The 26,366-nt window shown below is 72.3% G+C and carries 26 protein-coding genes and 1 pseudogene; 18 read left to right on the top strand and 9 right to left on the bottom strand.

The features are described 5' to 3' along the window. Window positions 1-14 precede the first annotated feature (14 nt). The 9 genes from rpoZ to FB471_RS30055 all read left to right on the top strand — a co-directional run bounded on the left by rpoZ (window position 15) and on the right by FB471_RS30055 (window position 9,880). Window positions 15-290 (top strand): DNA-directed RNA polymerase subunit omega, encoded by a 276-nt coding sequence (gene rpoZ, locus FB471_RS30095; RefSeq protein WP_142003135.1) that lies wholly within the window; start codon window positions 15-17, stop codon window positions 288-290. Then, the gene (gene coaBC / locus FB471_RS30090; RefSeq protein ID WP_142003132.1) at window positions 287-1,522 is read left to right on the top strand and encodes a bifunctional phosphopantothenoylcysteine decarboxylase/phosphopantothenate--cysteine ligase CoaBC; all 1,236 of its coding nucleotides are present in this window, start codon (window positions 287-289) and stop codon (window positions 1,520-1,522) included. Before rpoZ ends, coaBC begins: the two co-directional genes overlap by 4 nt. 104 nt (window positions 1,523-1,626) lie before the next feature. Then, complete coding sequence (gene metK / locus FB471_RS30085; RefSeq protein ID WP_170221058.1) at window positions 1,627-2,859, top strand: methionine adenosyltransferase; 1,233 nt, start codon at window positions 1,627-1,629, stop codon at window positions 2,857-2,859. A 98-nt stretch (window positions 2,860-2,957) separates the two neighbouring features. Further along, window positions 2,958-4,052, top strand: coding sequence for an acyltransferase family protein (locus tag FB471_RS30080; RefSeq protein WP_142003130.1), 1,095 nt, complete (start codon window positions 2,958-2,960; stop codon window positions 4,050-4,052). A 21-nt stretch (window positions 4,053-4,073) separates the two neighbouring features. After that, complete coding sequence (locus tag FB471_RS30075; protein ID WP_142003128.1) at window positions 4,074-6,167, top strand: primosomal protein N'; 2,094 nt, start codon at window positions 4,074-4,076, stop codon at window positions 6,165-6,167. Window positions 6,168-6,378: 211 nt separating this feature from the next. Beyond that, window positions 6,379-7,308 (top strand): methionyl-tRNA formyltransferase, encoded by a 930-nt coding sequence (fmt, locus tag FB471_RS30070; RefSeq protein ID WP_142003126.1) that lies wholly within the window; start codon window positions 6,379-6,381, stop codon window positions 7,306-7,308. Next, window positions 7,305-8,732 (top strand): RsmB/NOP family class I SAM-dependent RNA methyltransferase, encoded by a 1,428-nt coding sequence (locus tag FB471_RS30065; RefSeq protein WP_142003124.1) that lies wholly within the window; start codon window positions 7,305-7,307, stop codon window positions 8,730-8,732. The genes fmt and FB471_RS30065 overlap by 4 nt, the downstream gene beginning before the upstream one ends. After that, window positions 8,732-9,241, top strand: a complete 510-nt coding sequence (locus FB471_RS30060) for a flavoprotein (protein ID WP_142003122.1) — start codon at window positions 8,732-8,734, stop codon at window positions 9,239-9,241. Before FB471_RS30065 ends, FB471_RS30060 begins: the two co-directional genes overlap by 1 nt. 30 nt (window positions 9,242-9,271) lie before the next feature. After that, complete coding sequence (locus FB471_RS30055; RefSeq protein WP_142003915.1) at window positions 9,272-9,880, top strand: GrpB family protein; 609 nt, start codon at window positions 9,272-9,274, stop codon at window positions 9,878-9,880. Here the strand turns inward: FB471_RS30055 and FB471_RS30050 are convergent. Next, a complete protein-coding gene (locus tag FB471_RS30050) occupies window positions 9,822-10,370 on the bottom strand; it encodes a cysteine dioxygenase family protein (RefSeq protein WP_142003120.1) in 549 nt (182 codons plus the stop codon). The genes FB471_RS30055 and FB471_RS30050 overlap by 59 nt on opposite strands. A gap of 275 nt (window positions 10,371-10,645) precedes the next feature. Between FB471_RS30050 and FB471_RS30045 the strand changes: the two genes are divergently transcribed. Next, on the top strand, window positions 10,646-11,566 hold the full coding sequence (locus tag FB471_RS30045) for a LysR family transcriptional regulator (RefSeq protein ID WP_170221057.1): 921 nt from the start codon (window positions 10,646-10,648) through the stop codon (window positions 11,564-11,566). On the opposite strand, the gene FB471_RS30040 is transcribed toward FB471_RS30045, so the two are convergent. From FB471_RS30040 to FB471_RS30030, 3 genes are all read right to left on the bottom strand, one after another. Continuing rightward, window positions 11,554-11,985, bottom strand: coding sequence for a rhodanese-like domain-containing protein (locus FB471_RS30040; protein WP_142003118.1), 432 nt, complete (start codon window positions 11,983-11,985; stop codon window positions 11,554-11,556). The genes FB471_RS30045 and FB471_RS30040 overlap by 13 nt on opposite strands. After that, window positions 11,982-12,569: a cysteine dioxygenase gene (locus FB471_RS30035; RefSeq protein ID WP_170221056.1), complete on the bottom strand. Its 588-nt coding sequence runs from the start codon at window positions 12,567-12,569 to the stop codon at window positions 11,982-11,984. Before FB471_RS30035 ends, FB471_RS30040 begins: the two co-directional genes overlap by 4 nt. 255 nt (window positions 12,570-12,824) lie before the next feature. Continuing rightward, window positions 12,825-13,217 carry a Na-translocating system protein MpsC family protein gene (locus FB471_RS30030; RefSeq protein WP_170221055.1) on the bottom strand — a complete coding sequence of 131 codons (393 nt, stop codon included), beginning with the start codon at window positions 13,215-13,217 and terminating at the stop codon, window positions 12,825-12,827. A gap of 168 nt (window positions 13,218-13,385) precedes the next feature. Here FB471_RS30030 and FB471_RS30025 point away from each other — a divergent pair, with 168 nt between their 5' ends. From FB471_RS30025 to FB471_RS30000, 6 genes are read left to right on the top strand one after another with little or no spacing between them, the layout of a single operon-like run. Next, the gene (locus tag FB471_RS30025) at window positions 13,386-14,396 is read left to right on the top strand and encodes a sugar ABC transporter substrate-binding protein (protein ID WP_142003111.1); all 1,011 of its coding nucleotides are present in this window, start codon (window positions 13,386-13,388) and stop codon (window positions 14,394-14,396) included. Next, window positions 14,380-15,903, top strand: a complete 1,524-nt coding sequence (locus tag FB471_RS30020; protein WP_246076795.1) for a sugar ABC transporter ATP-binding protein — start codon at window positions 14,380-14,382, stop codon at window positions 15,901-15,903. The genes FB471_RS30025 and FB471_RS30020 overlap by 17 nt, the downstream gene beginning before the upstream one ends. Beyond that, entirely contained in the window at window positions 15,878-16,921 is a 1,044-nt protein-coding gene (locus FB471_RS30015) for an ABC transporter permease (RefSeq protein ID WP_246076794.1), read from the top strand. The genes FB471_RS30020 and FB471_RS30015 overlap by 26 nt, the downstream gene beginning before the upstream one ends. A 23-nt stretch (window positions 16,922-16,944) precedes the next feature. After that, the gene (locus FB471_RS30010; protein ID WP_142003109.1) at window positions 16,945-18,321 is read left to right on the top strand and encodes a hypothetical protein; all 1,377 of its coding nucleotides are present in this window, start codon (window positions 16,945-16,947) and stop codon (window positions 18,319-18,321) included. Continuing rightward, window positions 18,318-19,403 (top strand): DUF917 domain-containing protein, encoded by a 1,086-nt coding sequence (locus tag FB471_RS30005; protein WP_142003107.1) that lies wholly within the window; start codon window positions 18,318-18,320, stop codon window positions 19,401-19,403. The genes FB471_RS30010 and FB471_RS30005 overlap by 4 nt, the downstream gene beginning before the upstream one ends. After that, a complete protein-coding gene (locus FB471_RS30000) occupies window positions 19,400-20,938 on the top strand; it encodes a PucR family transcriptional regulator (RefSeq protein ID WP_246076793.1) in 1,539 nt (512 codons plus the stop codon). The genes FB471_RS30005 and FB471_RS30000 overlap by 4 nt, the downstream gene beginning before the upstream one ends. On the opposite strand, the gene FB471_RS35595 is transcribed toward FB471_RS30000, so the two are convergent. The 3 genes and pseudogenes from FB471_RS35595 to FB471_RS29985 all read right to left on the bottom strand — a co-directional run bounded on the left by FB471_RS35595 (window position 20,907) and on the right by FB471_RS29985 (window position 22,739). Next, window positions 20,907-21,620 carry an FAD-dependent oxidoreductase gene (locus tag FB471_RS35595; RefSeq protein WP_281287456.1) on the bottom strand — a complete coding sequence of 238 codons (714 nt, stop codon included), beginning with the start codon at window positions 21,618-21,620 and terminating at the stop codon, window positions 20,907-20,909. The two genes, FB471_RS30000 and FB471_RS35595, sit on opposite strands and share 32 nt — an antisense overlap. Window positions 21,621-21,673: 53 nt before the next feature. Then, window positions 21,674-22,021 (bottom strand): annotated as a pseudogene (locus tag FB471_RS35590) (FAD-dependent oxidoreductase); the annotation flags it as partial. 25 nt (window positions 22,022-22,046) lie between these two features. Then, window positions 22,047-22,739 carry a cation efflux transmembrane domain-containing protein gene (locus FB471_RS29985; protein WP_246076792.1) on the bottom strand — a complete coding sequence of 231 codons (693 nt, stop codon included), beginning with the start codon at window positions 22,737-22,739 and terminating at the stop codon, window positions 22,047-22,049. A gap of 74 nt (window positions 22,740-22,813) precedes the next feature. On the opposite strand from FB471_RS29985, the gene FB471_RS29980 reads away from it, so the two are divergent. Beyond that, window positions 22,814-23,419 carry a methyltransferase family protein gene (locus tag FB471_RS29980; protein WP_142003100.1) on the top strand — a complete coding sequence of 202 codons (606 nt, stop codon included), beginning with the start codon at window positions 22,814-22,816 and terminating at the stop codon, window positions 23,417-23,419. A gap of 129 nt (window positions 23,420-23,548) precedes the next feature. Then, window positions 23,549-24,514, top strand: coding sequence for a penicillin-insensitive murein endopeptidase (locus tag FB471_RS29975; protein ID WP_142003099.1), 966 nt, complete (start codon window positions 23,549-23,551; stop codon window positions 24,512-24,514). Between the two features lie 44 nt (window positions 24,515-24,558). On the opposite strand, the gene FB471_RS29970 is transcribed toward FB471_RS29975, so the two are convergent. Then, a complete protein-coding gene (locus FB471_RS29970; protein WP_142003096.1) occupies window positions 24,559-25,761 on the bottom strand; it encodes a DUF222 domain-containing protein in 1,203 nt (400 codons plus the stop codon). 217 nt (window positions 25,762-25,978) lie between these two features. Beyond that, complete coding sequence (locus FB471_RS29965) at window positions 25,979-26,350, bottom strand: hypothetical protein (protein WP_142003094.1); 372 nt, start codon at window positions 26,348-26,350, stop codon at window positions 25,979-25,981. Window positions 26,351-26,366: the final 16 nt, after the last annotated feature.

The raw sequence follows: 26,366 nt of genomic DNA, 5'->3' as shown, positions 1-26,366 counted from the left end.
CAGGAGCTGTGCGAGTGACCGCGATTACGCTGGGTGCCCAGGGCGAGGCGTTGGAGGGCATCACCAACCCGCCGATCGACGACCTGCTGGACAAGGTCAGCTCCAAGTACGCCCTGGTAATCTACTCGGCCAAGCGGGCGCGCCAGATCAACGACTACTACGCGCAGCTCGGTGAGGGGTTGCTGGAGTACGTCGGGCCGCTGGTGGAGCCGGGGCCGAGGGAGAAGCCGCTGTCCATCGCGCTGCGCGAGATCCACGCCGGGCTGCTCGAGCACACCGAGGGCGAGTGACCGAGCCGGATTCCGGCAAACCTCGCGTCGTCCTCGGCGTAGGCGGCGGGATCGCCGCCTACAAGGCCTGCGAGGTACTGCGTGGGCTGACCGAGTCGGGCCATGACGTCCGGGTCGTGCCCACCGAGTCGGCGCTGCGGTTCGTCGGCGCCGCTACCTTCGAGGCACTGTCCGGGCACCCCGTGCACACCGGGGTGTTCACCGAGGTGCCCGAGGTGCAGCACGTGCGGGTCGGCAAGGAGGCCGACCTGGTGTTGGTCGTCCCGGCGACGGCCGACCTGCTGGCGAAGGCCGCGCACGGGCTCGCCGACGACCTGCTGACCAACACCCTGCTCACCGCCCGCTGCCCGGTCGCGTTCTTCCCCGCCATGCACACCGAGATGTGGGAACACCCGGCGACCAGGGACAACGTGGCGCTGCTGCGGTCCCGCGGGCTGGTGGTCGCCGAACCGGACGCGGGCAGGCTGACCGGCGTGGACACCGGTAAGGGCAGGCTCACGGACCCGCGGGAGATCGTGGATCTCGCCAGGCTGCTGCTGGCCGAGCCGTCCGCCCTGCCACGTGACCTGGAGGGTCTGCGCGTGGTGGTGTCCGCGGGCGGCACCCGTGAGCCCCTGGACCCGGTTCGCTACCTCGGCAACCGGTCTTCCGGCAAGCAGGGTTACGCCTTGGCCAGGGTGGCCGCGCAGCGGGGTGCGGAGGTCACCCTGGTGGCCGCGCATACGGTGGCGCTGCCCGATCCCGCCGGGGCACGGCTGGTGCCGGTGTCCACCGCCGAGGAGCTGCGCGCGGCGATGCACCGCGCCGCCGAGCGGGCCGATGTCGTGGTGATGGCCGCCGCCGTGGCCGATTTCCGCCCCGACCAACTGGCCGCGCACAAGATCAAGAAGCGGGACGGCGAGCCGGACCCGACCATCACCCTCGCCCGGAACCCGGACATCCTGGCCGAGCTGGTCGCCGGGCGGCGCGCGGGCCAGACCATCGTGGGCTTCGCCGCGGAGACCGGCGACGAGCGGGGTGGGGTGCTGGATCACGCCAGGACCAAGTTCAAGCGCAAGGGCAGTGACCTCCTCGTGGTCAACGCGGTCGGCCAGGGCAGGGCCTTCGAGGTCGAGGACAACGCGGGCTGGCTGTTGTCCGCGAACGGCGACGAGCGGCCCGTCCCGCTCGGCAGCAAGGCACAACTGGCGGCCGCGATGTGGGACGCGGTGGTGCGCTTCCGGCGGAGCTGACCGGAACGACCCGACATTCGAACAGGCGCCGACCGTCCGCGAATCTCGGTAGGCTTTCGGGCGACTACTGTCCAGCCGGACCAGCGAGGGATGTGACGAGTCTCGTGAGCGCGTCGAACCGCAGGTTGTTCACGTCGGAGTCGGTGACGGAGGGGCACCCGGACAAGATCTGCGACGCGATCAGCGACGCCGTCCTGGACGCGCTGCTGGCCGACGATCCGCGCAGCCGGGTCGCGGTGGAAACCATGATCACCACCGGCCAGGTGCACGTGGCGGGCGAGGTGACCACCGAGGCGTACGCGGATATCCCGAAGATCGTGCGGGACAAGATCCTGGAGATCGGGTACGACTCCTCGGCCAAGGGGTTCGACGGCAACTCGTGCGGGGTGAACGTGGCCATCGGCTCGCAGTCCCCGGACATCGCGCAGGGCGTGGACACCGCCTACGAGGTCCGGGCTGGAGAACAGCCCCGGCGGGAAGGTCCCCAGAGGGAAGACACAGCCGAGATCGACAGGCAGGGCGCGGGCGACCAGGGGCTGATGTTCGGTTACGCCTGTTCGGACACCCCGGAGTTGCTGCCGTTGCCGATCGCGCTGGCGCACCGGTTGTCCCGGCGGCTCGCCGCGGTGCGCAAGGACGGGGTGCTGCCCTACCTGCGCCCGGACGGCAAGACCCAGGTGACCATCGAGTACGCGGGGGAGCAGCCGGTGCGGCTGGACACCGTGGTGGTCTCCAGCCAGCACGCCGAGGGCATCGACCTGGACACCATGCTCGGGGTGGATGTGCGGGAGCAGGTCGTCGGCCCGGTGGTGCACGATCTCGGCTGGGACGTGGCCGACACCCGCCTCCTGGTCAACCCGACCGGGCGGTTCGTGATCGGTGGGCCGATGGGGGACGCGGGCCTGACCGGCCGCAAGATCATCGTGGACACCTACGGCGGGATGGCCCGGCACGGTGGCGGCGCCTTCTCCGGCAAGGACCCTTCCAAGGTGGACCGTTCGGCGACCTACGCGATGCGCTGGGTGGCGAAGAACGTGGTGGCGGCGGGGCTGGCCGGGCGGATCGAGGTGCAGGTGGCCTACGCGATCGGCAAGGCCTCCCCGGTCGGGCTGTTCGTGGAGACCTTCGGCACCGAGACCGTGGACCCGGCGAAGATCCAGGCCGCCATCACCGAGGTGTTCGACCTGCGCCCGGCCGCGATCATCCGGGACCTGGACCTGCTGCGCCCGATCTACGCGCAGACGGCCTCCTACGGCCACTTCGGTCGCCCCGAGCTGGACCTGCCGTGGGAGCGCACCGATCGGGCGGCCGCGCTCCGCTCCGCCACCGGCGCCTGAAGGCGTCGAGTGTCCGGATGGACACGTTCAGGGGATGCGCGTGGTCTGCGTCACACTCCACTGGGGGTTGGGTGACTTGTTGCTAATGTCCCGGCTTCGTGGCAGCCATCCCCGAACTCGCCGCGCCCGAGGTGCGCGCGGAGAATGCCTCGAAGGTCTCCGCTCGGTACCTCAGCTGGGACGCCATCCGGGTGCTCGGCATCGGAGCGGTGCTCGCCTTTCACGCCACCTTCCTGGCGCCGGTCAACCTGTCCGGGCTCGACCCGTTGCCCGCGCCGTTGCGGATGGACTTCCCCTTCGGTGCCGCGGTGCTGATCGTCGTCTCCGGGTACTTCGCCGCCATGACGATCGGCAGGCAGACCCCGGTGCGCTGGTGGGTGCGCCGGATCGCCCGGTTACTGCCCGCGTTCCTCGTCGCCGTACTGGCGATCTTCGCTGTCACCCGGTTGCTCGCCCCCGCGGACTACCCGCAGCCCGGCCTCGGTGACCTGATCGGCAACCTCACGCTGATGCACCTCTGGATCCCCGAGGTGCGGTACATCGACCTCGCGCACTGGACGGTGCCGGTCCAGGTCGGTGCGTTCACCGCGATCGCGGTGCTGGCGTTCCGCGGCAGGCTCAGGGGCAAGGCGGCCACCGGGGTGCTGTGGGCCGTGCTGCTGGTGCCGCTCGCCGTGCGCGGGCTGGCCATGGCGCCGGGGGACACCCCGCCGCAGTGGCTGAGCGTGGTGCTGGACGGCAGCGGGCTGAACCGCTCGCATCTGGTGATCGCGGGCGTGATCATCTACCGCTGGTCCAAGGGCCGGATGAGTTTCGGGCAGCTGTTCGCCATGCTCTGCGTGATCCTGGTGGCGCACGCCTGGCATCCACCGAACGGGGACTCGGTGCAGGCCTTCACCCTCGGGCTGGTGCTGATCTGCGTCGCGGCCTACCGGCCGGCCTGGGAGCTGCCGTGGCTCGACCGGTTCGCCCGGCCGCTGCGCTGGCTGGCCGGCATCTCCTACGGCGTGTACCTGATGCACTACACGGTCGGCACGATCCTCGCGCTCCGGCTGGCCGAGCTCGGGTTGCGCTGGTGGGTGTGGGTGCCCGCGTTCACCGGCTGCGCGGTGTTGCTCGGCTGGGCGTTGACGGCCTGGGTGGAACGCCCCGCCTACCGGCTGCTCACCCGGCGACTGGCCACCCCGTCCTGACCGTCTGGTAGAGAAAGGGGCGTGACCAGCCCCGAGCCGACCCCGCTGTGGGACCTGCCGAGTCCCGCGCCGAAGCCCGACCCGCCGCGCAAGGCCGCGGCGGGCCGCAAGCGCGGGGCCGGCCGCAAGGGGCAGCGGCAGCCTGCGGAGACCGACCCGGTGGCCAGGGTGATCGTCGATGTGCCCCTGGCGCACCTGGACCGCACCTTCGACTACCGGGTGCCGCGGGAACTGGACGACGCCGCGGTGCCGGGATGCCGGGTGCGGGTGCGGTTCGCCGGCCAGCTGGTGGACGGGTTCCTGGTGGAGCGGGGCGCGGACACCGAGCACACCGGCACCCTCGCCTTCCTGGAGCGGGTGACCTCGAGTGAACCGGTGCTGCCCCCGCGGCTTGCCGCGCTCTGCCGCGCGGTGGCCCAGCGCTACGGCGGGACGCTGATCGACGTGCTGCGCCTCGCGCTCCCGCCCCGGCACGCCAAGGTCGAAGGCGAACCGGCCAGGGAGCCCGCGGCCACCCCGCCGCGGCCGGCCGAGACAGGGTGGCCGCGCTACCCGCGCGGCCCTGTCCTGGCCGAGGCGCTGGGCACCGGCCGCGCGGCGCACGCCGTCTGGCAGGCCCTGCCCGGGGAGGACTGGCCCGCCCGGCTGGCCGAGCTGGCCGCGACCGTCGCCGCGACCGGCCGGGGCGCGCTGCTGGTGGTGCCCGATCATCGCGATGTGGCCAGGCTGCACGTGGCCTGCGCCGAGCGGGTGGGTGAGCGGGCCGTGGTCGCTCTTTCGGCCGACCTGGGGCCCGCCGAGCGCTACCGGCGCTGGCTCGCCGTCCTGCGCGGTGCGGTCCGGGTGGTGGTCGGTACCAGGGCGGCCATGTTCGCGCCGGTCGTCGACACCGGCCTCTTCGTGGTCTGGGACGACGGGGACGACCTGCACGTCGACCCGCATATGCCGTACCCGCACGTGCGGGACGTGCTGATGCTGCGCGCGCACACCGAGGGCGCCTCGTTGCTGGTCGCGGGGTTCGCCCGCACCGCGGAGGCGCAGCTGTTGCTGGAGTCGGGGTGGGCGCATCCGGTGCTCGCCGACCGGGAAAGGGTGCGCGCCGAGTCACCTCGGGTGACGGCGTTCGGCGAGGACTTCGACCTGGCGCGGGACCAGGCCGCGCGAGCCGCCCGGCTGCCCGCGGTGGCGTTCGAGGCCGCCCGCGCGGCGCTGGCCGCGGGGGCACCGGTACTGGTGCAGGTTCCGCGGCGCGGCTACGTGCCCGGGTTGGCCTGCGGCCGGTGCCGCGGCCCCGTCCGCTGTCGCCGCTGCGCGGGCCCGCTGATGCTGCCCGGTGGGACCGGTGGCTCCGCGGCAGGCCCGCCGAGTTGCCGGTGGTGCGGCGTCCCCGACTCGAGTTTCCGGTGCGCAGCCTGCGGCTCCGACCGGCTGCGTGCGGTGGTGGTCGGCGCGAAGCGAACCGCGGAGGAACTCGGCAGGGCGTTCCCCGGGGTTCCCGTACGCACCTCGGGTGCCAGCGAGGTGCTGTCCACCGTCGAGGCCGAACCGGCGCTGGTGGTGTGCACCCCCGGCGCCGAGCCGGTGGCCGAGGGCGGCTACGGCACGGCCTTGCTGCTGGACGGCTGGGCCCTGCTCGGCAGGCAGGACCTGCGCGCCGCCGAGGAGACGCTGCGCAGGTGGATGACCGCGGCCGCACTGGTGCGCAGGGGGACCCGCGGCGGCAGGGTGGTGGTCGGCGCGGACGCCGCGCTGTCGCCGGTGCAGGCGCTCGTCCGGTGGGACCCCGGTTGGCATGCCGAGCGTGAACTGGCCGAGCGCACCGAGCTCGGCTTCCCGCCCGCCGTGCGGATGGCCAGCCTGGAGGGCTCGCCGGACGCGCTGGCGGGCCTGCTGGCGGAGATCGGCCTGCCGCCCTCGGCCGAGCTGCTCGGCCCGGTCCCGCTCGGGGAGCCGGACGCCGAGGGGCGCACCGAACGGGAACGCGCGCTGGTGCGAGTACCGCGGCAGGACGGCAACGCCCTTGCCGCCGCGATGCACGCGGCCGCCGCGCTGCGCAGCGCGCGTAAGGATCCCGAGCCGGTACGGATGCAGCTGGATCCGCTCGAGCTCATCTGATTTCCGCCGGGCGAGGCCTGTCCCGCGGTCAGCGTCACGCTGTCGACCCCGACCCCGACCCCGACCGCGGACCCGTCTGCCGCCGGTCGCCCTCGCGCTGGTGCGGCAGGCTGGAGCGCTGCTCGGGGTGCCGGGGGCAGGCCTCTAGACTGGCCGGGATGGTCGATCTCCCAGGTGGCAAGAACGGTCCGGCCGAGGACGGGGCGGGCTGATGCGGCTGGTGTTCGCGGGCACCCCGGAACCAGCCGTTCCCGCGCTGCGCGCCCTGATAGCCGCGGGCCGGCACGAGGTGGTGGCCGTGGTGACCCGCCCGGACGCCAGGTCGGGGCGGGGGCGCAGGGCCACCCGCTCGCCGGTGGCGGCCCTCGCCGACGAGCACGGTATCGAGGTGCTGACCCCGCAGCGTGCCGGTGACTCCGATTTCCTCGCGCGGTTGGCCGAGCTGGCCCCGGACGCCTGCCCGGTGGTGGCCTACGGCGCGCTCCTGCCGCGGCGGGCGCTGGAGGTGCCCCGGCACGGCTGGGTCAACCTGCACTTCTCACTGCTGCCGGCCTGGCGGGGTGCCGCGCCGGTGCAGGCCGCGATCCGGGCGGGGGACGAGCTGACCGGCGCCTCGACCTTCCGGATCGTGCGCGAGCTGGACGCGGGTCCGGTGTACGGCGTGGTGACCGAGCCGATCGCGGACACCGACACCGCGGGCACGCTGCTGGAACGGCTCGCCGCCTCCGGCGCGAAGCTTCTCGTGTCTACTATGGATGGTATCGAGGACGGGACGCTGCGTGCGGAACCGCAGCCGGCCGAGGGCCTCAGTTACGCGCCCAAGGTGTCGGTCGAGGACGCGCGGGTGGTGTTCACCGACCCCGCCCTCGCCGTGCACCGTCAGGTACGTGCGGTCACCCCGGAACCGGGTGCGTGGGCCGAGTTCCGCGGCGAGCGGCTGAAGCTCGGCCCGGTCACGATCGCCGCGGACGCCGGCCCGCTGGCGCCGGGTGAGCTGCTGGTGGAACGCAAGCGGGTACTCGCCGGGACCGCGACCGTGCCGGTGCGGCTCGGTGAGGTGCAGGCGCAGGGCAAGAAACGGATGGCGGCCGCCGACTGGGCGCGTGGCACGAGGATCGAGCGAGGGGAGCGTCTGACGTGAGCCGGGATCGGAAACCCGCACGACCGCAGCGGGGGAGGCCGGCGCCTCGCAAGGAGGGGCCGCGCCGCCCGCCACCGGAGGACCCGCCGAGGCGGGCCGCGCTGGACGTGCTGCGCGCGATCCGGGAGCGCGACGCCTACGCCAACCTCGCGCTGCCGGAGCTGCTGCGCGACCGCCGGATCACCGGAAGGGACGCCTCGTTCGCCACCGAGCTGACCTACGGCACGGCGCGGGCGCAGGGCCTGCTCGACGAGATCATCCGCGCCTGCCTCGACCGGCCACTGGACAAAGTGGACGCCGTCGTGCTGGACGCGCTGCGGCTCGGCGCTTATCAGCTACTGCGTACCAGGGTCGCGCAGCACGCCGCGGTGACCTCCACCGTGGATCTGGTGCGTGCGGACGCGGGCTCGCATGTGGCCGGCTTCGCCAACGCGGTGCTACGTCAAGTGTCCGAAAAGGATGAACAGGCCTGGGTGGAGGAGATCGCACCGGATCCCGCCACCGACCCGATCGGTAACCTGGCGCTGCGCAGCGCGCACCCGCGCTGGGTGGCTCGCTCGTTCGCCGAGGCGCTGGGGGACAGGGGGCCCGAGTTGGAGGCCGCGCTGCTGGCCGACGACGCCCGGCCCGCGGTGCACCTCGTCGCCAGGCCCGGCGCGATCAGCGCCGAGGAGCTGGCCGCGATCACCGGCGGGGACCCCGCTCCCTACTCGCCCTACGGTGTGCACCTGCCGCCGGGTACCGGTGACCTCGCCGACTCGGAGTTGATCAAGGAGCGGCTGGCCGCGGTGCAGGACGAGGGCAGCCAGCTGTGCGCGATCGCCACCATCGCGGTGCCGGTAACGGGCGAGGACACCCGCTGGCTGGACCTGTGCGCGGGTCCGGGTGGCAAGGCGGCGCTGCTCGGCGCGCTGGCCGAGTCCGCGGGCGCCACCCTGGACGCGGTGGAGAAGGCCCCGCACCGGGCACGGATGGTGGAGCGGGCGACCGAGGACCTGCCGGTCACCGTGCATGTCGCCGACGGCCGGGAGTCCGGATTGGACGGTGTGTACGACCGGGTGCTGGTGGACGCGCCGTGCACCGGGCTCGGCGCGTTGCGGCGCAGGCCGGAGGCACGCTGGAGGCGCAAGCCCTCGGATGTCGCCGAGCTGACCAGGTTGCAGGGGCAACTGCTGCTCGCCGCACTGGACCTGGTCCGGCCCGGCGGGGTGGTGAGCTATGTCGTGTGCTCCCCGCACCTGGCCGAGACCGAGGGTGTGGTGCACGAGTCCGCGCGCAGGGCGGGGGCGCGGACCCTGGACGCCCGCGAGTTCTTTCCCGGGGTGCCCACCCTCGGCGCGGGTCCCTACGTGCAGCTGTGGCCACACCGGCACGGCACCGACGCGATGTTCTGCGCGATCCTGCGCAAGCCGGCGGACTCCTGATGGCCCGGTCGCTCGGGCTGGTCGTGAGCTCCTGCGGCGGGGTGGAGAGCAGGCTGTGCGCCGAGCTCGCCGAACCCGCCGCGGCGCGCGGCTGGGAACTGGCGATCACGCTGACCCCGACGGCGGCGGAGTGGCTCGCCGACTCCGGCGAGCTCGGCCGGCTGCGCGGGCTCACCGGGCTGGAGATACGCAGCACCTCCCGGTTGCCCAGCCGGCCGCGGCCGCACCCGGACCCTGAGGTGTTCCTGTTCGCCCCGGCCACCGCGGGCTCGGTGGCGAAACTGGCACTCGGGCTGGCGGACAACCAGGCGCTGACCGTGCTCGACGACGCCCTTGGCGAGCCGGGGGTGACCATGGTGGTCGGCTACCAGGTCCGCGACGCGCGGTTCCGGCACCCGGCCTGGCAGGGCCACCTGGACGCGCTGGCCTCGGCCGGCGTGCGGACGCACCGGCTGGAGGTCGATCGGGAGTGGACCGATGTGCTCGACCTGCTGCCCGTGCTACGTTGACCGGCTGCCTTGAGGAAGGACAAGCTGGCCATGCCGAAGCCGGAACGTGCCGATTACACCGACACCGAGATCGATTCCATCTGGGTGGGCGGGGCCCCGGAACTGAACTCCACCGTCACCCTGGCCGAGTACGACCCGGGCTGGCCCCTGCTGTACGAGCGGGAGGCCGAACGGATCCGGGGTGTCCTCGGTGACCGGGTGGTGCTGCTGGAACACGTCGGTTCCACCTCGGTCCCCGGCCTGTGCGCCGAACCGATCATCGACATCCTGCTCGTCGTGCCGGATTCCGACGACGAGGACGCCTACCTGCCCGCGCTGGAGAAGGCCGGGTACCGCCTGGTGATCCGGGAACCGGACCGGGAACGCCACCGCGCGTTCAAGGGTCCGGACACCGATGCCAACCTGCACGTCCACTCGCCGGACAGCGGCGAGATCGAGCGGTTCCTGATCTTCCGCGACCACCTGCGAACCGATCCGGCCGACCGTGACCTGTACGCCGGGACCAAGCGCGAGCTCGCCGCCCGCACCTGGAGGTACATCCAGCACTACGCCGACGCCAAGACCGGGGTGATCGGCGAGATCATGGCGCGTGCTCGGGGGAACGTGGCGGCGCGGCGGGTTCGGCGTACACCTGATTGATGCTGCTGCCGCGGGCGGCGATATCCGTGCCGTAGACGTGCAGCGAGACGGCCGGCCGGTCGCCGTCGTTGCACACCCGGTGGATATCCCGCTCCGGCGGCACCAGCCAGCACACGTCGCCGGGCAGGTTCACCGCGGTGCCGGCGGGCTCGACCCGCCCGGTCGGGTCGAGGCGGTAGCGGGTCTCCGCCTCCCTGCCGGTCACCACCCCGACCACGCACCAGCAGGCGTGGCTGTGCACCGGAGTGCGCTGCCCGGGAAGCCAGACCAGGGACACCACGGAAAACCTGCGCCGACCGTCCACATGCACCAGATGCTGCCGGTACCGCAGCGGGTCGGGCTCGGTGTGCTCGGGCGCCAGCACGCCGTCCGCGTCCAGCAAGCCGGACAGCGCGCCCGCCGCGGCGCGGGCCCGGTCGTGCGGATCGTCGATCCGGTCGAACAGCCCGGACAGCCGGGCCACGAACTCGGTCATTCTCGGGGTAACCACATGGTCATCGTGGGCTCGCCCGCCCGGCCCGGTCCAATGACGAAAAGTCCGGCCGGGCCAAACCGCGCTTATGGTTCGCGCGGGCCCGGAGGGTTGTTCAGAACGACCCCAGCGACCGCGGGCCGACAGGCCCGTGCGAGCGGTCGTTGCGGGTCACAGTAGTGGCGGCGCACACTGCGGACCTGAACAACCCGACTTTGGACACGACACCGGCCGGCGTGGAACCAGCCCGGTGGCCGTCGCGGGCGGGCGGCGCCGGTGGTAGTGCTGGATGGGTGCTGGAACTGCGTCATCTACGGATGCTGTACGAGGTCGCGCGGGCGGGCTCGTTCTCGGGTGCGGCAAGGGAACTCGGCTACACCCAGCCGGCGATCAGCCAGCAGATGCGGGCGCTCGAACGTGCCTTCGGCACTCCGCTGGTGGTGCGTGAGGGCAGGCGGGTGGTCTTCACCGAGGCCGGTGCCGAGCTGCTGCGGCACGCCGAGGACCTGTTGCACCGGGTCACCGTCGCGCAGACCACCGTGGCCGCGGTGGCCGGCCGCCACACGGGACGGGTGCGGCTGACCGTGTTTCCCAGCGGCAGCGCGACCCTGGTTCCACCCGTGGCCGCGCTGGTGCGCAGCAGGCACCCGGCCGTGAGCCTGTCCCTTGCGGAGGGAGAACCACCGGATTCCTTGCACACCATGCGTTCCGGTGGCTGCGATGTGGTGCTCGGCTTCAGTTACCCGGAAGGGCGGGACGAGCCGGAGGCGAGTGGGTTGCTCCGGATGCCACTGATGTCCGACCCGCTGGTGGCGCTGTTGCCCGCCGGGCACCACCTGGCGCAGCGCCGGGTCGTCCACCTGGCCGAACTGGCAGGCGAGGCGTGGATCGGCGGCTGCCCGCGGTGTCGCGGCCACCTCGTGGACGCCTGCGCCACGGCCGGTTTCACCCCGGACATCACCTTCGCGACCGACGACACCCTTGCCGTGCAGGGGCTGGTGGCCGCCGGGTTGGGCGTCTCGGTGACCCCGCGGCTCATGCTCGCCGCCGCCTGCAGGCCGGATGTGGTCGCGCGCCCGCTGGAACCCGCGATGCATCGCAGCATCTCCGCGTTCACCTGGCCGGACCTGGTCCGCGTGCCGACCGTGCGTATCGTCCTGGACGCCTTCCGGGACGTCACCTCGGCACCCATCCCCACGGCTCAGGTGTGCTGAGCCGGGCCCGTCCTCGCCAGGCGCGGGGTGACCGGCAGCCCGGCGGCGCGCCAGGCTGCGAAGCCCCCGGTCACATCCGCGACCTCGCGCAGCCCGAGTAGCTCCGTCACCTGCCAGGCGGCCAGGCTGGAGGTGTAGCCCTCGTTGCAGATCAGGATGATCTCGCGGTCGGTATCCGCGGGTGCCAGCTCCTTGAGTCGCCATTCGCTGGAGACGTCCAACCGCCATTCCAGCACGTGCCGGGACACCGCGACCGCGCCGGGGATCTCGCCGAACCGCAGCCGGTACTCCAGCGGGCGCAGGTCCACCAGCAGCGCGCCCCGTTCCACCGCGCGCACGGCCTCCTCGGGCGGGTAGCGCCGGATCCGTTCCCTGGCGCGCGCGAGCTGCCGGGAGATCACATCGGGTTCGGCCGTCATCGGTGCGCCGTCCTGGTGCGCGCGGCGAGGCGTTCCAGGTCCCCGGTGTCCGGCTCCGGCGAGTCGCACGGCAGCTCCCGCAGGTGGTGCGGACCCGATGGCAACCAGCAGTAGAAGTTCATCCTGCGCAGCGGCTGGGAGTAGGCGTGCACGGTGACCGCGGGCTCGGTGGCGATGTTGACCAGGTTGTGCAGGTAGTCGGTGCCGAACGCGACGCTGCTGCCCGCGGGGTGGGTCCGCGTGCGCAGGCTCCCACCGCGCAGGTCGCCGTGGTCCTCGATCAGGCTGCCGCCGGCGACCCCGAACGCCCCGACACTGCCGCCGTGGTCGTGCAGCAGCGTGTCCTGCCCGAGTTCCCAGCAGATCAGCCACACCTCGAAATCGGTGTCCCGGTGCAACCGGGTGACGTAACGCTCGCCGAGATCGAACCGCACGTGTTCGGACCACAGCTCGGGCAGTTCCAGGACGGTGGACACGATCCGGTGCAGCCCTGCCGGCCGGACCCGCTTCCCGCCGACCCGGGTGCCCTGGTCGATCTCGTCGGGCCGGGGGCACAGCTCGGCCCAGTGCTTCGACGTCCGCAACGTACGCAATGTAGTTGTCACGAGACAAGCTCCTCCGCTTGAACCCGCGATGTGACCTGGCGCCGGCCCGTGTGGCCCTCGCCGGATCCCATCGTCGGCATGGTCTCGCTCGGGTGACCCCGCCGCGCACCCGACGAACCTCGTCGAGCGGCTGCGTGGCGACCCGGGTGAATGGTTGTGTTCCGCGGCGATCGCCGCTGTATCGATCTTAACTCACCCTGCGGTACAAGGGAATCGTTTGCGGTTCCGGGGGAATCAGTCGTCCCGGTCGTCGAGGCTGTCCAGCTCCCGGGAGTCGCCCGAGTCGGCGAAGATGAACACCCGGACGGCATGGCCGGTGTCCGGGTGCACCTGGGCGAGATAGGCGTGTACCTGGCTGCCCACGACATCCTCGACAGCGTTGATGAAGTCGGCCCTGGTCACGTCGTGCAACGCCTCGTGGTGCCTGATCACGGCCTCCCGGTGCCCGCGCGCGCTGAGCACGCTGTCCGCGGCGGTGAGGCTGTCGATCGACAGCACCACCAGGCTCACTGGTACGTCCTGGCTCACCGACACCTTGACGTTGCTCGGGCCCCGCCCGTAGAAGGAACGCTCCAGCTGCGTGATCCGTTCCGCAACGGCGCTGCGTTGCGCGCGGGTGATCTGCACGGCCGCGTCCCCTCCGTCGGTGCCCTGCCTTCGTCCTGCTTCCCGGCCCCGGGGAGCGTACCCCGCGGCCGGTGACAATCGCCGGACCAACCATTCCGACCTAGCGCGAGGTAGGCCGCACACGGCATAGTGTCGGGTCTTCCGAGCCGAATACAGGGGAGCCGACTTATGTCACGACGGCGCACCGCGCTGTTCGCACTGCTTGGCGTACTGGGCCTGGCCGTGGCCTGCGTGAATCCGGAAACGCGGGAAGGGGCCTCGGGTGGGGCCGAGACGGGAGGGGACGGGCCGGACCGGATCGCGTTCTTCGGTTTCGCCAAGGCGAATTCCTTCGCGACGGCGACTTTTGCCGGGATCGAGGAGTACGCGAAGGCCAACGGTGCCGAGGCGGAGTTCCACGACCCCAACTTCGACGCGCAGACCCAGGTACGGCAGATCCAGGACGCCATCACCTCCGGTCGGTTCGATGTGTTCATCGTGCAGGCCAACGACGGCACCGCGGTGGTGCCGGCCGTGCGTTCCGCGGTGCAGCAGGGCATCACCGTGGTGGTGGAGTTCACCCCGGTGGGTACCCGCTACGACACGGCGGAGCCGCAGGTACCCGGAACGATCACACTGCTCGACGTTCCGGTGGACAACGGCCGCAAACTGGGCGAGCTCGGGGTGGAGGCCTGCCGCGACCGGGGTGCCGAGCCGTGCCGGATGGCCTACCTGGAGGGCATGAAGACCCTTCCGCTGGACAACGCACGCACCGAGGCGGTGCTGAGTACGGTACGCGCGGCGGGTGTCGAGGTGGTCGCCAGCGTCGAGGGCGGCTACACCAAGCAGAGCGGGCGAGCGGCGATGCAGGACATCCTGCAGGCCAACCCGCGGGTGGACGTGGTGATCGGGTCCTCACAGGCCATCGCGGGCGCGGAGGCCGTCGCCGGGGACGAGGACGTGCTGTTCGTCGGCAACGGCGGTTCCCGGCAGGCCGTGCGGGCGGTCCAGGAAGGCCGCTGGTTCGCCACCTACTACCAGCCGGAGAGGACCGCCGGTGCCAAGGCCGCCGAGCTGGGCCTGCGCAAGGCCCACGGGGAGCAGGTGCCGGAGTCGACCTCCTACGCCGAGTTCGCGCCCGGCGAGGGAAAGGGCACCGCGGACGTGCTGGCCGACGTGACCGGTGAGTACGACGAGTAGCACCCCCGGCACGGGCGTGCGGGTCAGTCTCGAGCGCGTCCGGAAGAGTTACGGCGGCACGGTGGTGCTGGACGACGTCTCGCTCGCCCTGCGTGGCGGCGAGGTGCACGGGGTCCTCGGCGAGAACGGGGCGGGGAAGAGCACGCTGCTGCGCATCGTGTGCGGGGCGGTGCGGGCCGACGGCGGCCGGGCCTTCGTGGATGGCGAGCCGGTCGCGCTGGGCAGTCCGCGGCAGGCGTTGCGGCACCGGATCGCGTTGATCTCCCAGGAACTGGCCATGGTGCCCGCGCTCCCCGTGCTGGACAACGTGTTCCTCGGTGCCTGGTCGCAACGCGCGGGCCTGCGGCGGCAGGGAGCGGACCGGGCGCGGTTCGCCGACTTGCTGGAGCGCACCGGCTTCCGGCTCGATCCCGACACGCCCGTGCGCGACCTGCCGGTGGTGGGGCAGCTCCAGGTGGAGATCCTGCGCGCGCTGGCAAGGGACGCGCGGGTGATCGCGCTGGACGAACCGACCGCGCTGCTGACCAGGGCCGAGACCGAGCAGCTACACGAGCTGATCCGCGGGCTCGCCGCGGACGGGGTCGCGGTGGTGCTGATCTCGCACTTCCTCGAGGACGTACTGGCCGTATGCGATCTGGTGACCGTGCTGCGGGACGGTCGGCGGGTGCTCACCGCGCCCGCCGCGGAACAGACCGCGCCCGGGCTGATCGGCCATATGGTCGGCAGGCCGGTGGAGGTGCTCTACCCGGAACCGCCCGAGGTGCCCGCGGACGCCCCGGAGTTGCTCGCGGCCCGGGGGCTGCGGCGCGGCGCGGCGGTGCGCGAGGTGAGCCTCCGGGTGCGAGCCGGGGAGATCGTCGGGATCGCCGGGCTGGTCGGCAGCGGCCGTTCGGAGACGCTGCGGGCGATCTTCGGTGCCGACCGGCGGGAGGCGGGCGAGGTACTGGTGGCGGGCAGGCCGGTGCCGCCCGGCTCGCCGGCCCGCGCCATCCGGCACGGCCTCGCCATGGTCCCGGAGAACCGCAAGGAGCAGGGCCTGGTGCTGATCCGCTCGGTGCGGGAGAACCTGGCGCTGGCCAGCCTGGGGGAGCGACAGCGGGCCGGGCTGTTGCGCAGGCGCGCGGAGTCCGCGGCCGCCGGCGGTATGGTTGACCGGCTCGATGTGCGCGGCGCCGATCCGGCCGGCCCGGTGTGGACGTTGTCCGGGGGCAACCAGCAGAAGGTGCTGTTCGGAAGGTGGTTGGTACGCACGCCACGGGTGCTGCTGGTGGACGAGCCGACCAGGGGGGTGGACGTGGCGGCCAAGGTGCAGATTCACGAGCTGCTGGTGGACCTGGCCCGGCGCGGGATGGGCGTGCTGCTGGTGTCCTCCGAGGTCGAGGAGGTACTCGGCCTCGCCCACCGGGTGCTGGTCATGCGGCAGGGGCGGGTCGTGGGCGAGGTCGCCCGCGGCACCGCGTCCAGGGAGGAGGTACTCGGCCTTGCCTTCGCCGACGCCGGGCAGTGACCTCGACGACCGTGGCGACCGCGGCCCGGTGGACACCGTGCCGCGGGAACGGACCCGCCCGGCCGGCGTCGCGGGCAGGCGGTTCACCCTGCTGCGTGACTACGGCATCCTGCTCAGCCTGCTCGCGATGGTGGTCGCCCTCTCGCTGAGCACCGACACCTTCCTCACCGCGGGGAACCTGGTGAACCTGCTCGACCAGGCGGTGGTGGTCGGCCTACTGGCCTGCGGCGCGACCCTGTGCATCATCGCCGGCGTCTTCGACCTCTCGATGAGCGCCGTGCTCGCGGTGTCGGCGATCGTGGCGGTGCTGGTCACCACCGAGGCCGGGGTGACGCTGGGGGTGCTCGCCGCGCTCGGCACCGGGGCGGTGCTCGGCGCCTGCAACGGCATCGTGGTGATGACCGCCAGGGTGCACTCGTTCATCGCCACGCTCGCCGCCAGCATCGTGTACCGGGGGCTCGCGGTGATCATCACGGGCGGCGCGATCGTGTACCCGGCCGCCGGGCAGCTGGCCGCGTTCCAGTCGTTGAGCTGGCCCACCGTGCTCGGTGGGGTCACCGCGTCCTCGCTGCTGTTCCTGCTGGTGGCGGCGGTGTGCTGGGTGCTGCTGTCCGGCACGACCTACGGCAGGAGGATCTACGCCGTCGGCGGGAACGAGGAGGCGGCACGACTCTCCGGCGTCCGGGTCGGGCTGATCCGGGTGTCGGTGTTCGTGCTGAGCGGGATCTGCGCCGCGCTGGCCGGGCTGGTGCTCGCCTCGCGGGGCGGTTCGGCGCAGGCCAGCATGGGCACCCTGCTGGAGCTCACCGCGATCGCCGCGGCCGTGGTCGGTGGCACCAGCGTGCGTGGCGGGGAGGGCGCCATCTGGCGCGGCATGATCGGGGTGCTCATCCTTACCCTGATCGGCAACGGCTTCAACCTGCTCGGCTGGGACACCACCTACAAGCAGGTCGTGGAGGGTCTGCTGATCCTCGGCGCGGTCAGCATGGACCAGGTGCTGCGGCGCCGCAGGACCTAGCGAGAGCGGAAGAAGGCACACGAGTGCGGATCGGGGTACGGCTCGGCGGAGAGCAGGCGCACGGCGCCTTGCTGGTCGAGGGCCGGCTACGCGCGGCAGGCACCGCGCGGCTGGGCGCGGCGCCGCACCGCGCCCTGTCCGGGCTGCTGCGTGAGCTCGCCGAGGCCGCCCCCGGGCGGATCGACGCGGTGACCTGGGACGTGTCCGCGCTGCTGGACGCCGCGCTGTACCCGCCGGTACGCCGGGTCGCCGCGCTGCGCCTGCAACCGAGGCCCGCGCGCACCTGCTCGCTCGCCGACCACCCCTCGGCCCTGGTGCGTTCGCTGGTGAACTGGCGTGGGCACGCCACCGGCGGGCACGACCTGTTCGGCGGTGAGCTGGCCGAGCTGGACATCCCGGCTGTGCTGCGCCTGGTGGAGCCGTTCGGCACGGTGGAGGACGCCGCGCCGGGGTCGGCCGCGGTGCTGGTCGTGACCGCCACCGGAGCGGTCAGCTGTGCCGAGCACGAACGGGCCGTCGCCGAGCGGGTGCTCGGCCGCTGCCCGCGGCTACGGGTGTGCCTTTCCCATGAGGTCGGCGGAATCGGCCTGCTGGAGCGGGAGGCGGCGACCGTGCTGAACGCGGCCCTGCTCGGTGCGGCCGAGCAGATCGCGGGGCGCTGCGTCCGCGCGACCGATGCGCTGCCCGGCCCGCCGAGCTGCTGGTTCGCCACCGGTGACGGCGGCCGGATGTCCCCGGAACGGCTGCGTTCCCTGCCGGTGCTCGGGCTCGGCGCCGAGCGCGCCGCCGGGCTGCTCGGTGCGTCCATCCTGAGTGAGCGGTCGAACGCGCTGATCATGATCGCGGATACCGGGACGGCGCTGGTGGGCCGGGTGCACGACGGCCTGCCGCAGGTGGCCGCGGACCTACCGGGTCCGAGCGGGGTCCGGCTGGCCGCACCGCAGGCGGTGCTCACCACGACCGCAGCGCGGACCGCGCCCGCCACGGTGGCGGCCTACGCCGAGCACGACCCCGGCGCGGCGGTCGTGCTGGCGGTGGCCGCCGGTGCCGTGGACGGTCACGAGGACACGCGGGCGCTGGCGGACCGGCTCGGCGCGGACACCGGCCGCCGTGCCGTGCTGCTGGACGGCGCGGCCGATCCCGGTGCGGTCGGCGCGGCCGGTGCCGAGCCGAGCGCGTGGCTCGACCTGATGATCGACGCGGTCACCCCGGAGGAACTGCGCCGGCAGCTCGCGGAGGCTGAGCAACGAGCGCTGACCATGGTGGCCGCGGGCGGGGCGCAGCCGGGCCGCGAGCGCATCGTGGAGTCGGTGGCCTACTCGCTGCCGTTCATCCGCAGCGGCACCTACCGGCTGCATGTACGCGCCAGCGGCGCCCCGAGACAGGGGGAGGGCGGATGAACACCCTCTCCGCCGAGGACCTGCCCGCCTACGTGGCCGGCGCCCGGCTGCTGGTGTCCTCCGCCTCGGACACCGGGATGGACGCGCTGGTCGACTGGGTGGACGAACTGCTGCGCCGCAACGGTCCGGTGCCCCTGCTCGGCCTGGACGAGGTGGACGGCGAGACGCTGACCGCGGCGATCGGCATCCTTGGTTCGCCCGCCGCGACAGCCGAGCTGCCGCCGGTGGGGGACGAGCCGGAGGCGATCGTGCGCGCACTGGAGGACCGGCTCGGCGAGAAGCTGGGTGCGGTGATGCCGCTGAACGCCGCGCTGGTGAACGCCCTGTTCCCGGTGGCGGCCGCGGCCTCGCTCGGGCTACCGCTGCTGGACTGTGACGGGATGGGCCGGATCTTCCCGTTGATCCACCAGACCAGCTACGCGCTGGCGGGTATCCCGCTGACCCCGTTGACCGCGGCCAGCGCGATCGGCGACCGGATCACGATGGACGCCGCCCCGGTGCGAGCCGAGCGGTTGATGCGGGCGGCGATGAACTCCGCGGGTGGCTGGATGCTGTGCGCCATGCATTCCTGCCGGGTCGCCGAACTCCGCGCGGGGGCGATCCGGGGTTCGGTGAGCAGGCTGGTCCGGGTCGGCGAGCTGTTGCGCACCGCGGCCGACCACGGCGCGGTACTGGCCGGGCTGAAGCGGACGTTGCGCGCGCGAAGGCTGGGCAGCGGCAGGGTGGTCGAGCTCGGCCACGGCACCCGGCCCGCCGAGGCGGGGTACCCGGCCACCCCGACCAGTGTGGTGGTGCACGAGACGCACAGCTCGGGACGGTTGATCCGGTTGGAGGCGCAGAACGAACTGCTGCTCGCGGTGATCGACGGTGCGGTGGCCGCGGCGGTGCCGGACGTGCTGTGCCTGCTCGACCGGCAGGAGGTGCGGATCATCGGTTTGGAGCGGGTGGCGATCGGCGACCACGTGGACGTGCTGGTCGTGCCCGCCGCGCCGGTGTGGCACAGTGCGGAAGGCCTGGCACTGGCGGGACCGCGCGCCTTCGGTTTCCCGGTCCAGCACCCAGGGAGGAAACCCACGTCGTGAGTACGAGCCGGATCCGGGTACCCGAGGTCCTGACGGTCGCCGAGCTGGTCCGCTACGGCCCGCTCGGCAAGGCACGTGCGCTGGTGAACGGCAACATCGACCAGCAGGTCTCCGCGGTCACCCTGGTCAGCGAGCTGGACCAGGTTCGGCAGTGCCAGCCGAACTCCGCGGTGGTGGTGCACCATGCCGCGGCGCACGGGATCTGGGCGGTGGAGTCCGCGCTGCGCCTGGCATGGGAGCGCACGGCATCCTGCGTGGTCGCACCCGCGGGGGTCGCCGAGACCCGATCCACCGTGCTGCTCGCCGAGCGGTTGCGGCTGCCACTGTTCGTGGTGGACCAGGACCCGGCCGGGTACGCGCTGGAACTGGCCGCCGCGATCGCCAGCCCCGAGGCGGCACGGGCCCAGCTGACTTCCCGGTGCGCGGTCCTGTTCGGGGAGCGTTCCACCCCGCGCGGCATCGTCGGCGTGATCAACGCGGAGGTGCCGGGGGTGAGCGTGGCACTGCGGACCGAGGACGGGCATCCGCTGGTGGGGCAGGCGACTGCCACCCGTTCCGGCTCGCGGCAGGTGCGGGTGGCGGTACCGGGCCCGGACGGCAGGCCGTGGGCCGTGCTCGTCGCCAAGCTGGCTGTGTGGTCGCCTTCCTGGGCCGAGGTGGTGCAGACCATCCTGCGCTTGGCGCGGGCCCCGCTGGCCGCCTCGGTCGCAAGGTCCCGCCTGCTGCTGGCGCAGCAGGCCGCCAGGGAGCGGTTGTTGCTCGAGCGCCTGCTCGGGCGCGGCGCGGGGAAGGCGGCGGACGCCGGGAACGGCGAGGACGACCAGGCCACCGAGGACGCCGAGCAGGCCGCGGCGGAGCTGGGCTGGCGGCTCGACGGTGGGCAGGTCGCGGTGTTCCTGCGACCGGCGACCGATGACGCCGATGTCGAGGCCGCGACCCCCGGCGTGCTCGCCACCTGGCGTGAGGCGTTCCCCGAGCAGCCGCTGGTGCCGCTCGGCCGCGGCTGGGTGAGTTGGTGGACCGGCGAACAGGCGGACTGCCCCGCCGTCGCGGCCACCCTGCGCCGGCACCTGGACCGGCCGACCGGCCCGGTGCCGCTGGCGGCAGGCGTCGGTGCCCGAGGCGAGGCGCTGGGCGGGCTGCGCCGCTCGCTCGGCGAGGCGGAACTGGCCGCGGCGATGGCCATCCGCGGCGGTGCCGGGGCGGTGGAGCTGTTCGAGGAGCTCGGTCCCCGGGTCGTGCTGGCCTGCCTGCCGACCGCCGAGGTCGCCGCGGTGGCCGAGGTCGCGCTTGCCGGCCTGATCGGCGGCGCCGACGGGCCCGCCCTGGTCGCCACGCTGGGTGCGTTGCTGGACTGCGGCGGATCCACCGGCCAGGCGGCCGAGCGGCTCGGCCTGCATCGCAACACGGTACGGGCCCGGCTGGAGCGGATCAGGGCCGCGGGCATCGACCTCGACGCTCCCGAGCAACGGCTGGCCGTGCACCTGGCCAGCTACGCCTGGCTCAGCGCGCCCACCCGGCACGGCGCGAACTGACCAGGCCGGTCGCGGCCGCCTGCCCGGATCGTACGGCGCCCTCCATGGAGTTGGGCCAGCCGCTGAAGTCCGCCCCCGCGTAGCGCACTCTGGCACGGCGGTCGGCGTACCGTAGGGCCGCCGCGTGCTGGGTGAGTTGCCCGGGCGTGTGGACCAGATGGCTACCTCCGATATGCGGATGCTCGGTCCAGTTCGTGCAGGCCGAATGGTTGAGCTGGGCAGGATCGAGACCGAACGCGGTGGCCAGATCGCTCGCCAGCGCCGCGGGTGCGGTGTCGTCGGTGATACCGATGCCGGCGAGGGTGGACCCGTGCCGCCACGCGATCGCCAACGGGCCTGCACCCAGCACGGCTCGGTGCCGTACCGGCGGGTCGCCGGTGACGGTGGCGACGATCTTGCTGGCTCGTCCGTACGTCATGGCGTGCATGGCGGATCGGAAGGCCGAGGACGGTGGCGGGGAGAGCGCCAGTTGCCGTAGGGCCGGCAGCGGTACGGCGACCAGCCCTCCCGCGGCGGCAATCCACCAGGCGGCGTGCGCGGCGGACAGCTCGTCGAGCGGACGGGTGGCGAACCCTTCGACGAGTGCCGCGGTGAGTTCTCGCCCCCGCCCGGCCACCTCGTGCAGGGCGAGCCATTCGTCGAGACTGACGGTGTCGAGGCGACGTGTCCCGGGGAGTCCCACGGCCTGTCCGGCTCCAGCGCCAGAGCCTGGCACCGCAGCCGCCACCACGCGGCGTCAAGCCGCCGTAGCTCCGCCGCCGGTGCGGGAGCCAGGAGGCTGGTCCGGTCGCCGTCGGGCAGCCGCCACCGGATCGGCGCGCTGCCCAACCCCGCGGGGCGGGTTCGCAGGCCCACCTCGGACAGCAGTGCTCGCAAGGCCCGATGCCCTCGCCCGAGGAACTCCGCTCCGGTGTCCGGCGTGCCGTGCCCGACACGTTCACCGTGTACCCGGCCGCCGGCCAGGGAACCGGCTTCCAGTACCCGGACGTCGGCACCGGCGCGGGCCAACCGCGTGGCGGCAGTCAGCCCGGCCAACCCGCCGCCGACGACGAGCACGTCGCAGTGGTGGCTGCCGTCGTTCATGGCGTCGACATGACGGTCGTGCGGCTCAGCAGCAGTGGTTGCCGCGCCAGGCCTCGCGGCCCTCCTTGACCGCCACCGCCGCGATGACCAGCGCGACGATCGGATCGGCCCAGGACCAGCCGAACAGGCTGTTCGCCAGCAGCCCGACCAGCAGCACCCCGGACAGGTAGGCGCACAGCATCGTCTGCTTCGAGTCCGCGACCGCGCTGGCCGAGCCGAGTCCCCGCCCGGCGCTGCGCTGGGCCCGCGACAGCAGCGGCATGACGATCAGCGATACGGCGGCCAGCACGATCCCTACGGTCGAGTGCTCTGCCGTGGCCGACCCGGCCAGCGTGCGGACCGACTCGAACGTGACGTAGGCGGCCAGCGCGAAGAAGGACACCGCGATCACCTTGAGCGCGGTGCGCTCCCGAGCCGCCGGATCGGCCCCGGAGAACTGCCACGCGACCGCCGTGGCGGAGGCTACCTCGATCACCGAGTCCAGGCCGAATCCGATCAGCGCGGTCGAGCCCGCCACCGCCCCCGCGGAGATCGCGACCACGGACTCGATGAGGTTGTAGGTGATGGTCGCGGCCACCAGCAGCCGCACCCGCCGGGACAGTGCGGCCGTGCGCACCGCCTCCCGCGGGGCACAGCGGTCATCGGCACAGCGGTCATCGGCACAGCCGTCCGGCTGGGCGACGGCGGGCGGCCGCATGCGCTCGCTACTCTCGCTCATGGCTGAACAGTACAGCTGAGGATGATATAACAGCAAGAGCTGAACAGTTAGCCGAATCTTGATGGGAGTGGGCCGTGGCCGCGGTCGCCTTGACGTTGTATGCCGTGTACGTGCTGGCCGCCTTCGTGCTGCGCGGCCTGAAGCAGTACCGCCGCACCGGTGAGACCGGCTTCCGGGGCGTGCGCGGGCGGCCAGGGTCGACGGAATGGTGGGGCGGGGCACTGTTCGCGCTCGCGCTGGTCCTGGGGCCGGCCGGGCCGGCCGTGCAGCTGGCCGGTGTGCTCGCGCCACTTGCCTTCCTGGATCACCAGGCGGTGGCGGTGGTCGGTCTGGTGCTCGCCGGAGCCGGGATCCTCGCCACCCTGCTCGCGCAGCGGAACATGGGTACCTCCTGGCGAATCGGCGTCGACCAGCGGGAGGTCACCGCGCTGGTCACGGCGGGCGCCTTCGCGCTGGCCCGGAACCCGATCTTCACCGCCATGGTCAGCGCGGCGCTCGGCCTGCTACTGCTCGCGCCGAACCCGGTGGCGGTGGCGGGCCTGGCCTGTCTGGTGGCCGCGATCCAGATTCAGGTTCGCGTGGTGGAGGAGCCCTACCTCATCGCCGTGCACGGCGATGCCTACCGCGCATACGCCGCGAGCACCGGACGATTCCTGCCGCGCGTCGGTCGCCTCCCGTGAACGGCACGCGCCCCGATTCGCTGACATTTTCCCAACATTCGAATGTGCCCGGCGGAAGGACGGCACCAATCCTGGAACCCGAGCGCCGACGGTGCTTATCGTGCCCGCACCGGAGGAGGTGCTCGATCCATGAGAGCGTTGTTTCGACTTGCCATGACGGTGCTGCTGCTGACCGGATCGGTGGTACTTGCCGGGCAGGCACACGCGTTTTCCGGCGCGTTCGTTCCCACCCAGAGCAAGGGCAACCGCGGGGTGGACGTGCTGGCCGCGCAGTATTTGCTGCGGCAGCACCGGCAGCAGGTCGAGGCGGACGGGGTGTTCGGTTCGGGCACCGAGGAGGCGGTCCGCGCCTTCCAGGCCGCGGAGGGGCTCGGGGTGGACGGTATCGTCGGGCCGAACACCTGGGGCGCGCTCACCGTGACCATCCGGCAGGGTGATCAGGGGGACGCGGTACGGGCCGTGCAGGCGCAGCTCAACGCGAAGGACGACGCGGGCCTGGCCGTTTCCGGCGGTTACGATTCCGCCACCCGTTCGGCGGTGCTGGACTTCCAGCGCCACGCGGGGATCGGCGTCGACGGCGTCACCGGACCGGTAACCTGGCGGAACCTGTTGTGGCACTACGACTACCCGGATTTCTCGGCCGGGCTGTGCGATCAGGATCCGGACGGCAACGGCAGGGTGAACTGGGGCACCGGCGCCGCCGTCGGTCAACTCGAGGAGGCCGCGCGCCGGTTCGGTGACACCGGGCAGGGGCGGGTTCCGCTCGGCGATATCTCCCGGGAGCACGGCGGGAGCCTCAGCGGGCACTCCAGCCACCAGGTCGGGCTGGACGTCGACGTCTGGCCGATCCGTTCCGACTCGGCGCAATGCACGGCCGGCCGGATCACCTGGCGTTCCTCGACCTATAACCGGGCCGCGACGAGGAAACTGGTGCAGCGGATCCGGGCGAGCGCTCCCGGGCACGTCAAGCTCATCCTGTTCAACGACCCTGAGCTGATCCGGGAAGGACTGACCACCCACTACGCCAACCACGACAACCATCTGCACGTGCGATACTGCCAGGTGGTGCATCCGAGTTCGCTGTACCGCTGCTGAGTTCGGACGACCACCGAGAGGTTCCCCTTGACCGGCCCGATCACCTACGGCGCGGGCGACTGGGAATCGTTGACCTCAGCGCGGTGGAGGAGGTTGCGTCTGGGTTTTCGTTTCGGGTGCAGGAAGGTGGGTGGGATGAATTCGGGGAGTCCGTTGCGGATGCGGATGTGCCATTCGGTGTGGTGGATCAGGTTGTGGTGATGATGGGGGTATAGCAGTGTCAGGTTGTGTAGTGCGGTCGGGCCACCGTTGGCCCGGAAGATCAGGTGTGCTTGGCATTGTTTGGGTTTGCGGCGGTGGTCGGGGAACGTGCACCCGTTGTCTCGCAGGATCAGGGCTCGGCGGATGGTGAGGGGGATGGTGCGGTGTTTCTGCCCGATGTTCAGGATCTCGCCGGTGCTGCCCAGTAGGGCGGGCGCCACGTAGGTATCGCAGGCTATGCGCCGGATCTGGGTGGCGGAGTGCGATTCCTGCCCGTGCAGGAGCCCGTGGCCGGTGCCGTGTTTGAGGTCGTCCGGGGTGATCGAGACCATGACGGTGACGGGTTCGCCGGGTTCGGTGGGTCCGTCGTCCGGGCATCGGGCCGCGGCCCGGAGCATGTCGGCGGACGCGTCGCCTTGCCGCTGGTGTTTGCTGCGCCGGTCGGGTTCCTCGGGGCTGCTGTGGGGCTTGGCGCGGGGTTCGATCAGGCCGGTCACCAACGCCGCGGTCTCGGCATCCAACTCGAAGGTGCCGCGTAGGCGTCCACCTTGGGTGTCGCGCCAGTCCAGAAACCGGGTGGGCCGCGTCAGGTGGTGTTCGGTGGGTGGGTTTCCGTCCTGGTTCAGGCGGGCCACGATCTCTCGCCCCAGCGCGGTCACGGTGTGGGGTTCGTATTCCCGGGCGGCTGTGGTCAGCAGCGCCTCGGCGTGTTCCCGGTCGGGCAGGCTCACCGGCCGCGGAAACCTGGCCATGGTGGCGCGGATGGCCTCCTCATGTTCGGGCCCGATCGCGCCCTCCGCCACGGCGGCACCCACCTCGGGCAGGTCCGGCTTCAGCGGGGTACCGGTGGGGCCGTGCCGGGCCACCACTGCCCGGGCGTGGGCCACCCGTTGCCGGGCGTCATAAGCGTTGATGCGCAGGATCTCCCGCGCCAACACGGCCACATCCCGATACCCCCGCCGCCCGGCGGTGGTGCGGCCGCCCAGCGCGGCCAGTAGTTCCTCCTCGCCCATGCGGGAGGTGTCGATGCCGAAACTCCTGCTCACGGCTTCACCATACCGTATACTCGACCGTATGTTCGAGTCACAATCGGGTGATGATGGAGCGGCGTCGCCTGCCGGTCTCGGCCGGCCATGTCCATAGTGGACAGGACGGAGTGCGAGCACGCTCGGGCAGTTGCGGCGCTAAAGAAATGTGGCGAGAATCGGCGTGGTAACGCGGAAACCAGGCCGATACGGTGATGAATCCCCCGTGGCGAAATGTTCAGGGGTGAACAGTCATGGGGCGGCGCCAGTCCTGGGGTACGGTGCATTTCTCCGCGGGTGCGAGCAGGCCGATCGGTGCGCCGGGCGCACCGGGCCGGGGCAGGGTCAGCACGGCGCGCAGCGTCCAGATCGCCGCCGCGTGGTACTGCCAGGACACCATTTCCGGTGCGAACACATCGGTGTCCGGGAACGTCGGAACCCGGAACGCGGTGGCGTCGTCCTCATCCCGCAGGATCACCACGTCGGCGCAGGTACTCCAGTCGTACACCGCGCCGATCGCCTTCGGGTCGTCGCGCAGCCCGAAGTAGTGGAACGCCCAGTGGCGTCCGCGCATCTCGTTCAGCAGATCGTCGAGTTCGAGAGTGGTCAAGTCGTCACATCGCTGG

The sequence above is a fragment of the Amycolatopsis cihanbeyliensis genome (assembly GCF_006715045.1).
Taxonomy (GTDB): Bacteria; Actinomycetota; Actinomycetes; order Mycobacteriales; family Pseudonocardiaceae; genus Amycolatopsis; species Amycolatopsis cihanbeyliensis.
This window is presented reverse-complemented; position numbering and strand designations above follow the sequence as displayed.

Coding starts and splice junctions, on each gene's coding strand:
- FB471_RS30060 (WP_142003122.1), top strand. CDS start 8,732: ATGGCCCGGTCGCTCGGGCTGGTCGTGAGCTCCTGCGGCGGGGTGGAG.
- FB471_RS30040 (WP_142003118.1), bottom strand. CDS start 11,985: ATGACGGCCGAACCCGATGTGATCTCCCGGCAGCTCGCGCGCGCCAGG.
- FB471_RS30055 (WP_142003915.1), top strand. CDS start 9,272: ATGCCGAAGCCGGAACGTGCCGATTACACCGACACCGAGATCGATTCC.
- fmt (WP_142003126.1), top strand. CDS start 6,379: ATGCGGCTGGTGTTCGCGGGCACCCCGGAACCAGCCGTTCCCGCGCTG.
- FB471_RS30005 (WP_142003107.1), top strand. CDS start 18,318: ATGAACACCCTCTCCGCCGAGGACCTGCCCGCCTACGTGGCCGGCGCC.
- FB471_RS30025 (WP_142003111.1), top strand. CDS start 13,386: ATGTCACGACGGCGCACCGCGCTGTTCGCACTGCTTGGCGTACTGGGC.
- FB471_RS29975 (WP_142003099.1), top strand. CDS start 23,549: ATGAGAGCGTTGTTTCGACTTGCCATGACGGTGCTGCTGCTGACCGGA.
- FB471_RS29985 (WP_246076792.1), bottom strand. CDS start 22,739: ATGAGCGAGAGTAGCGAGCGCATGCGGCCGCCCGCCGTCGCCCAGCCG.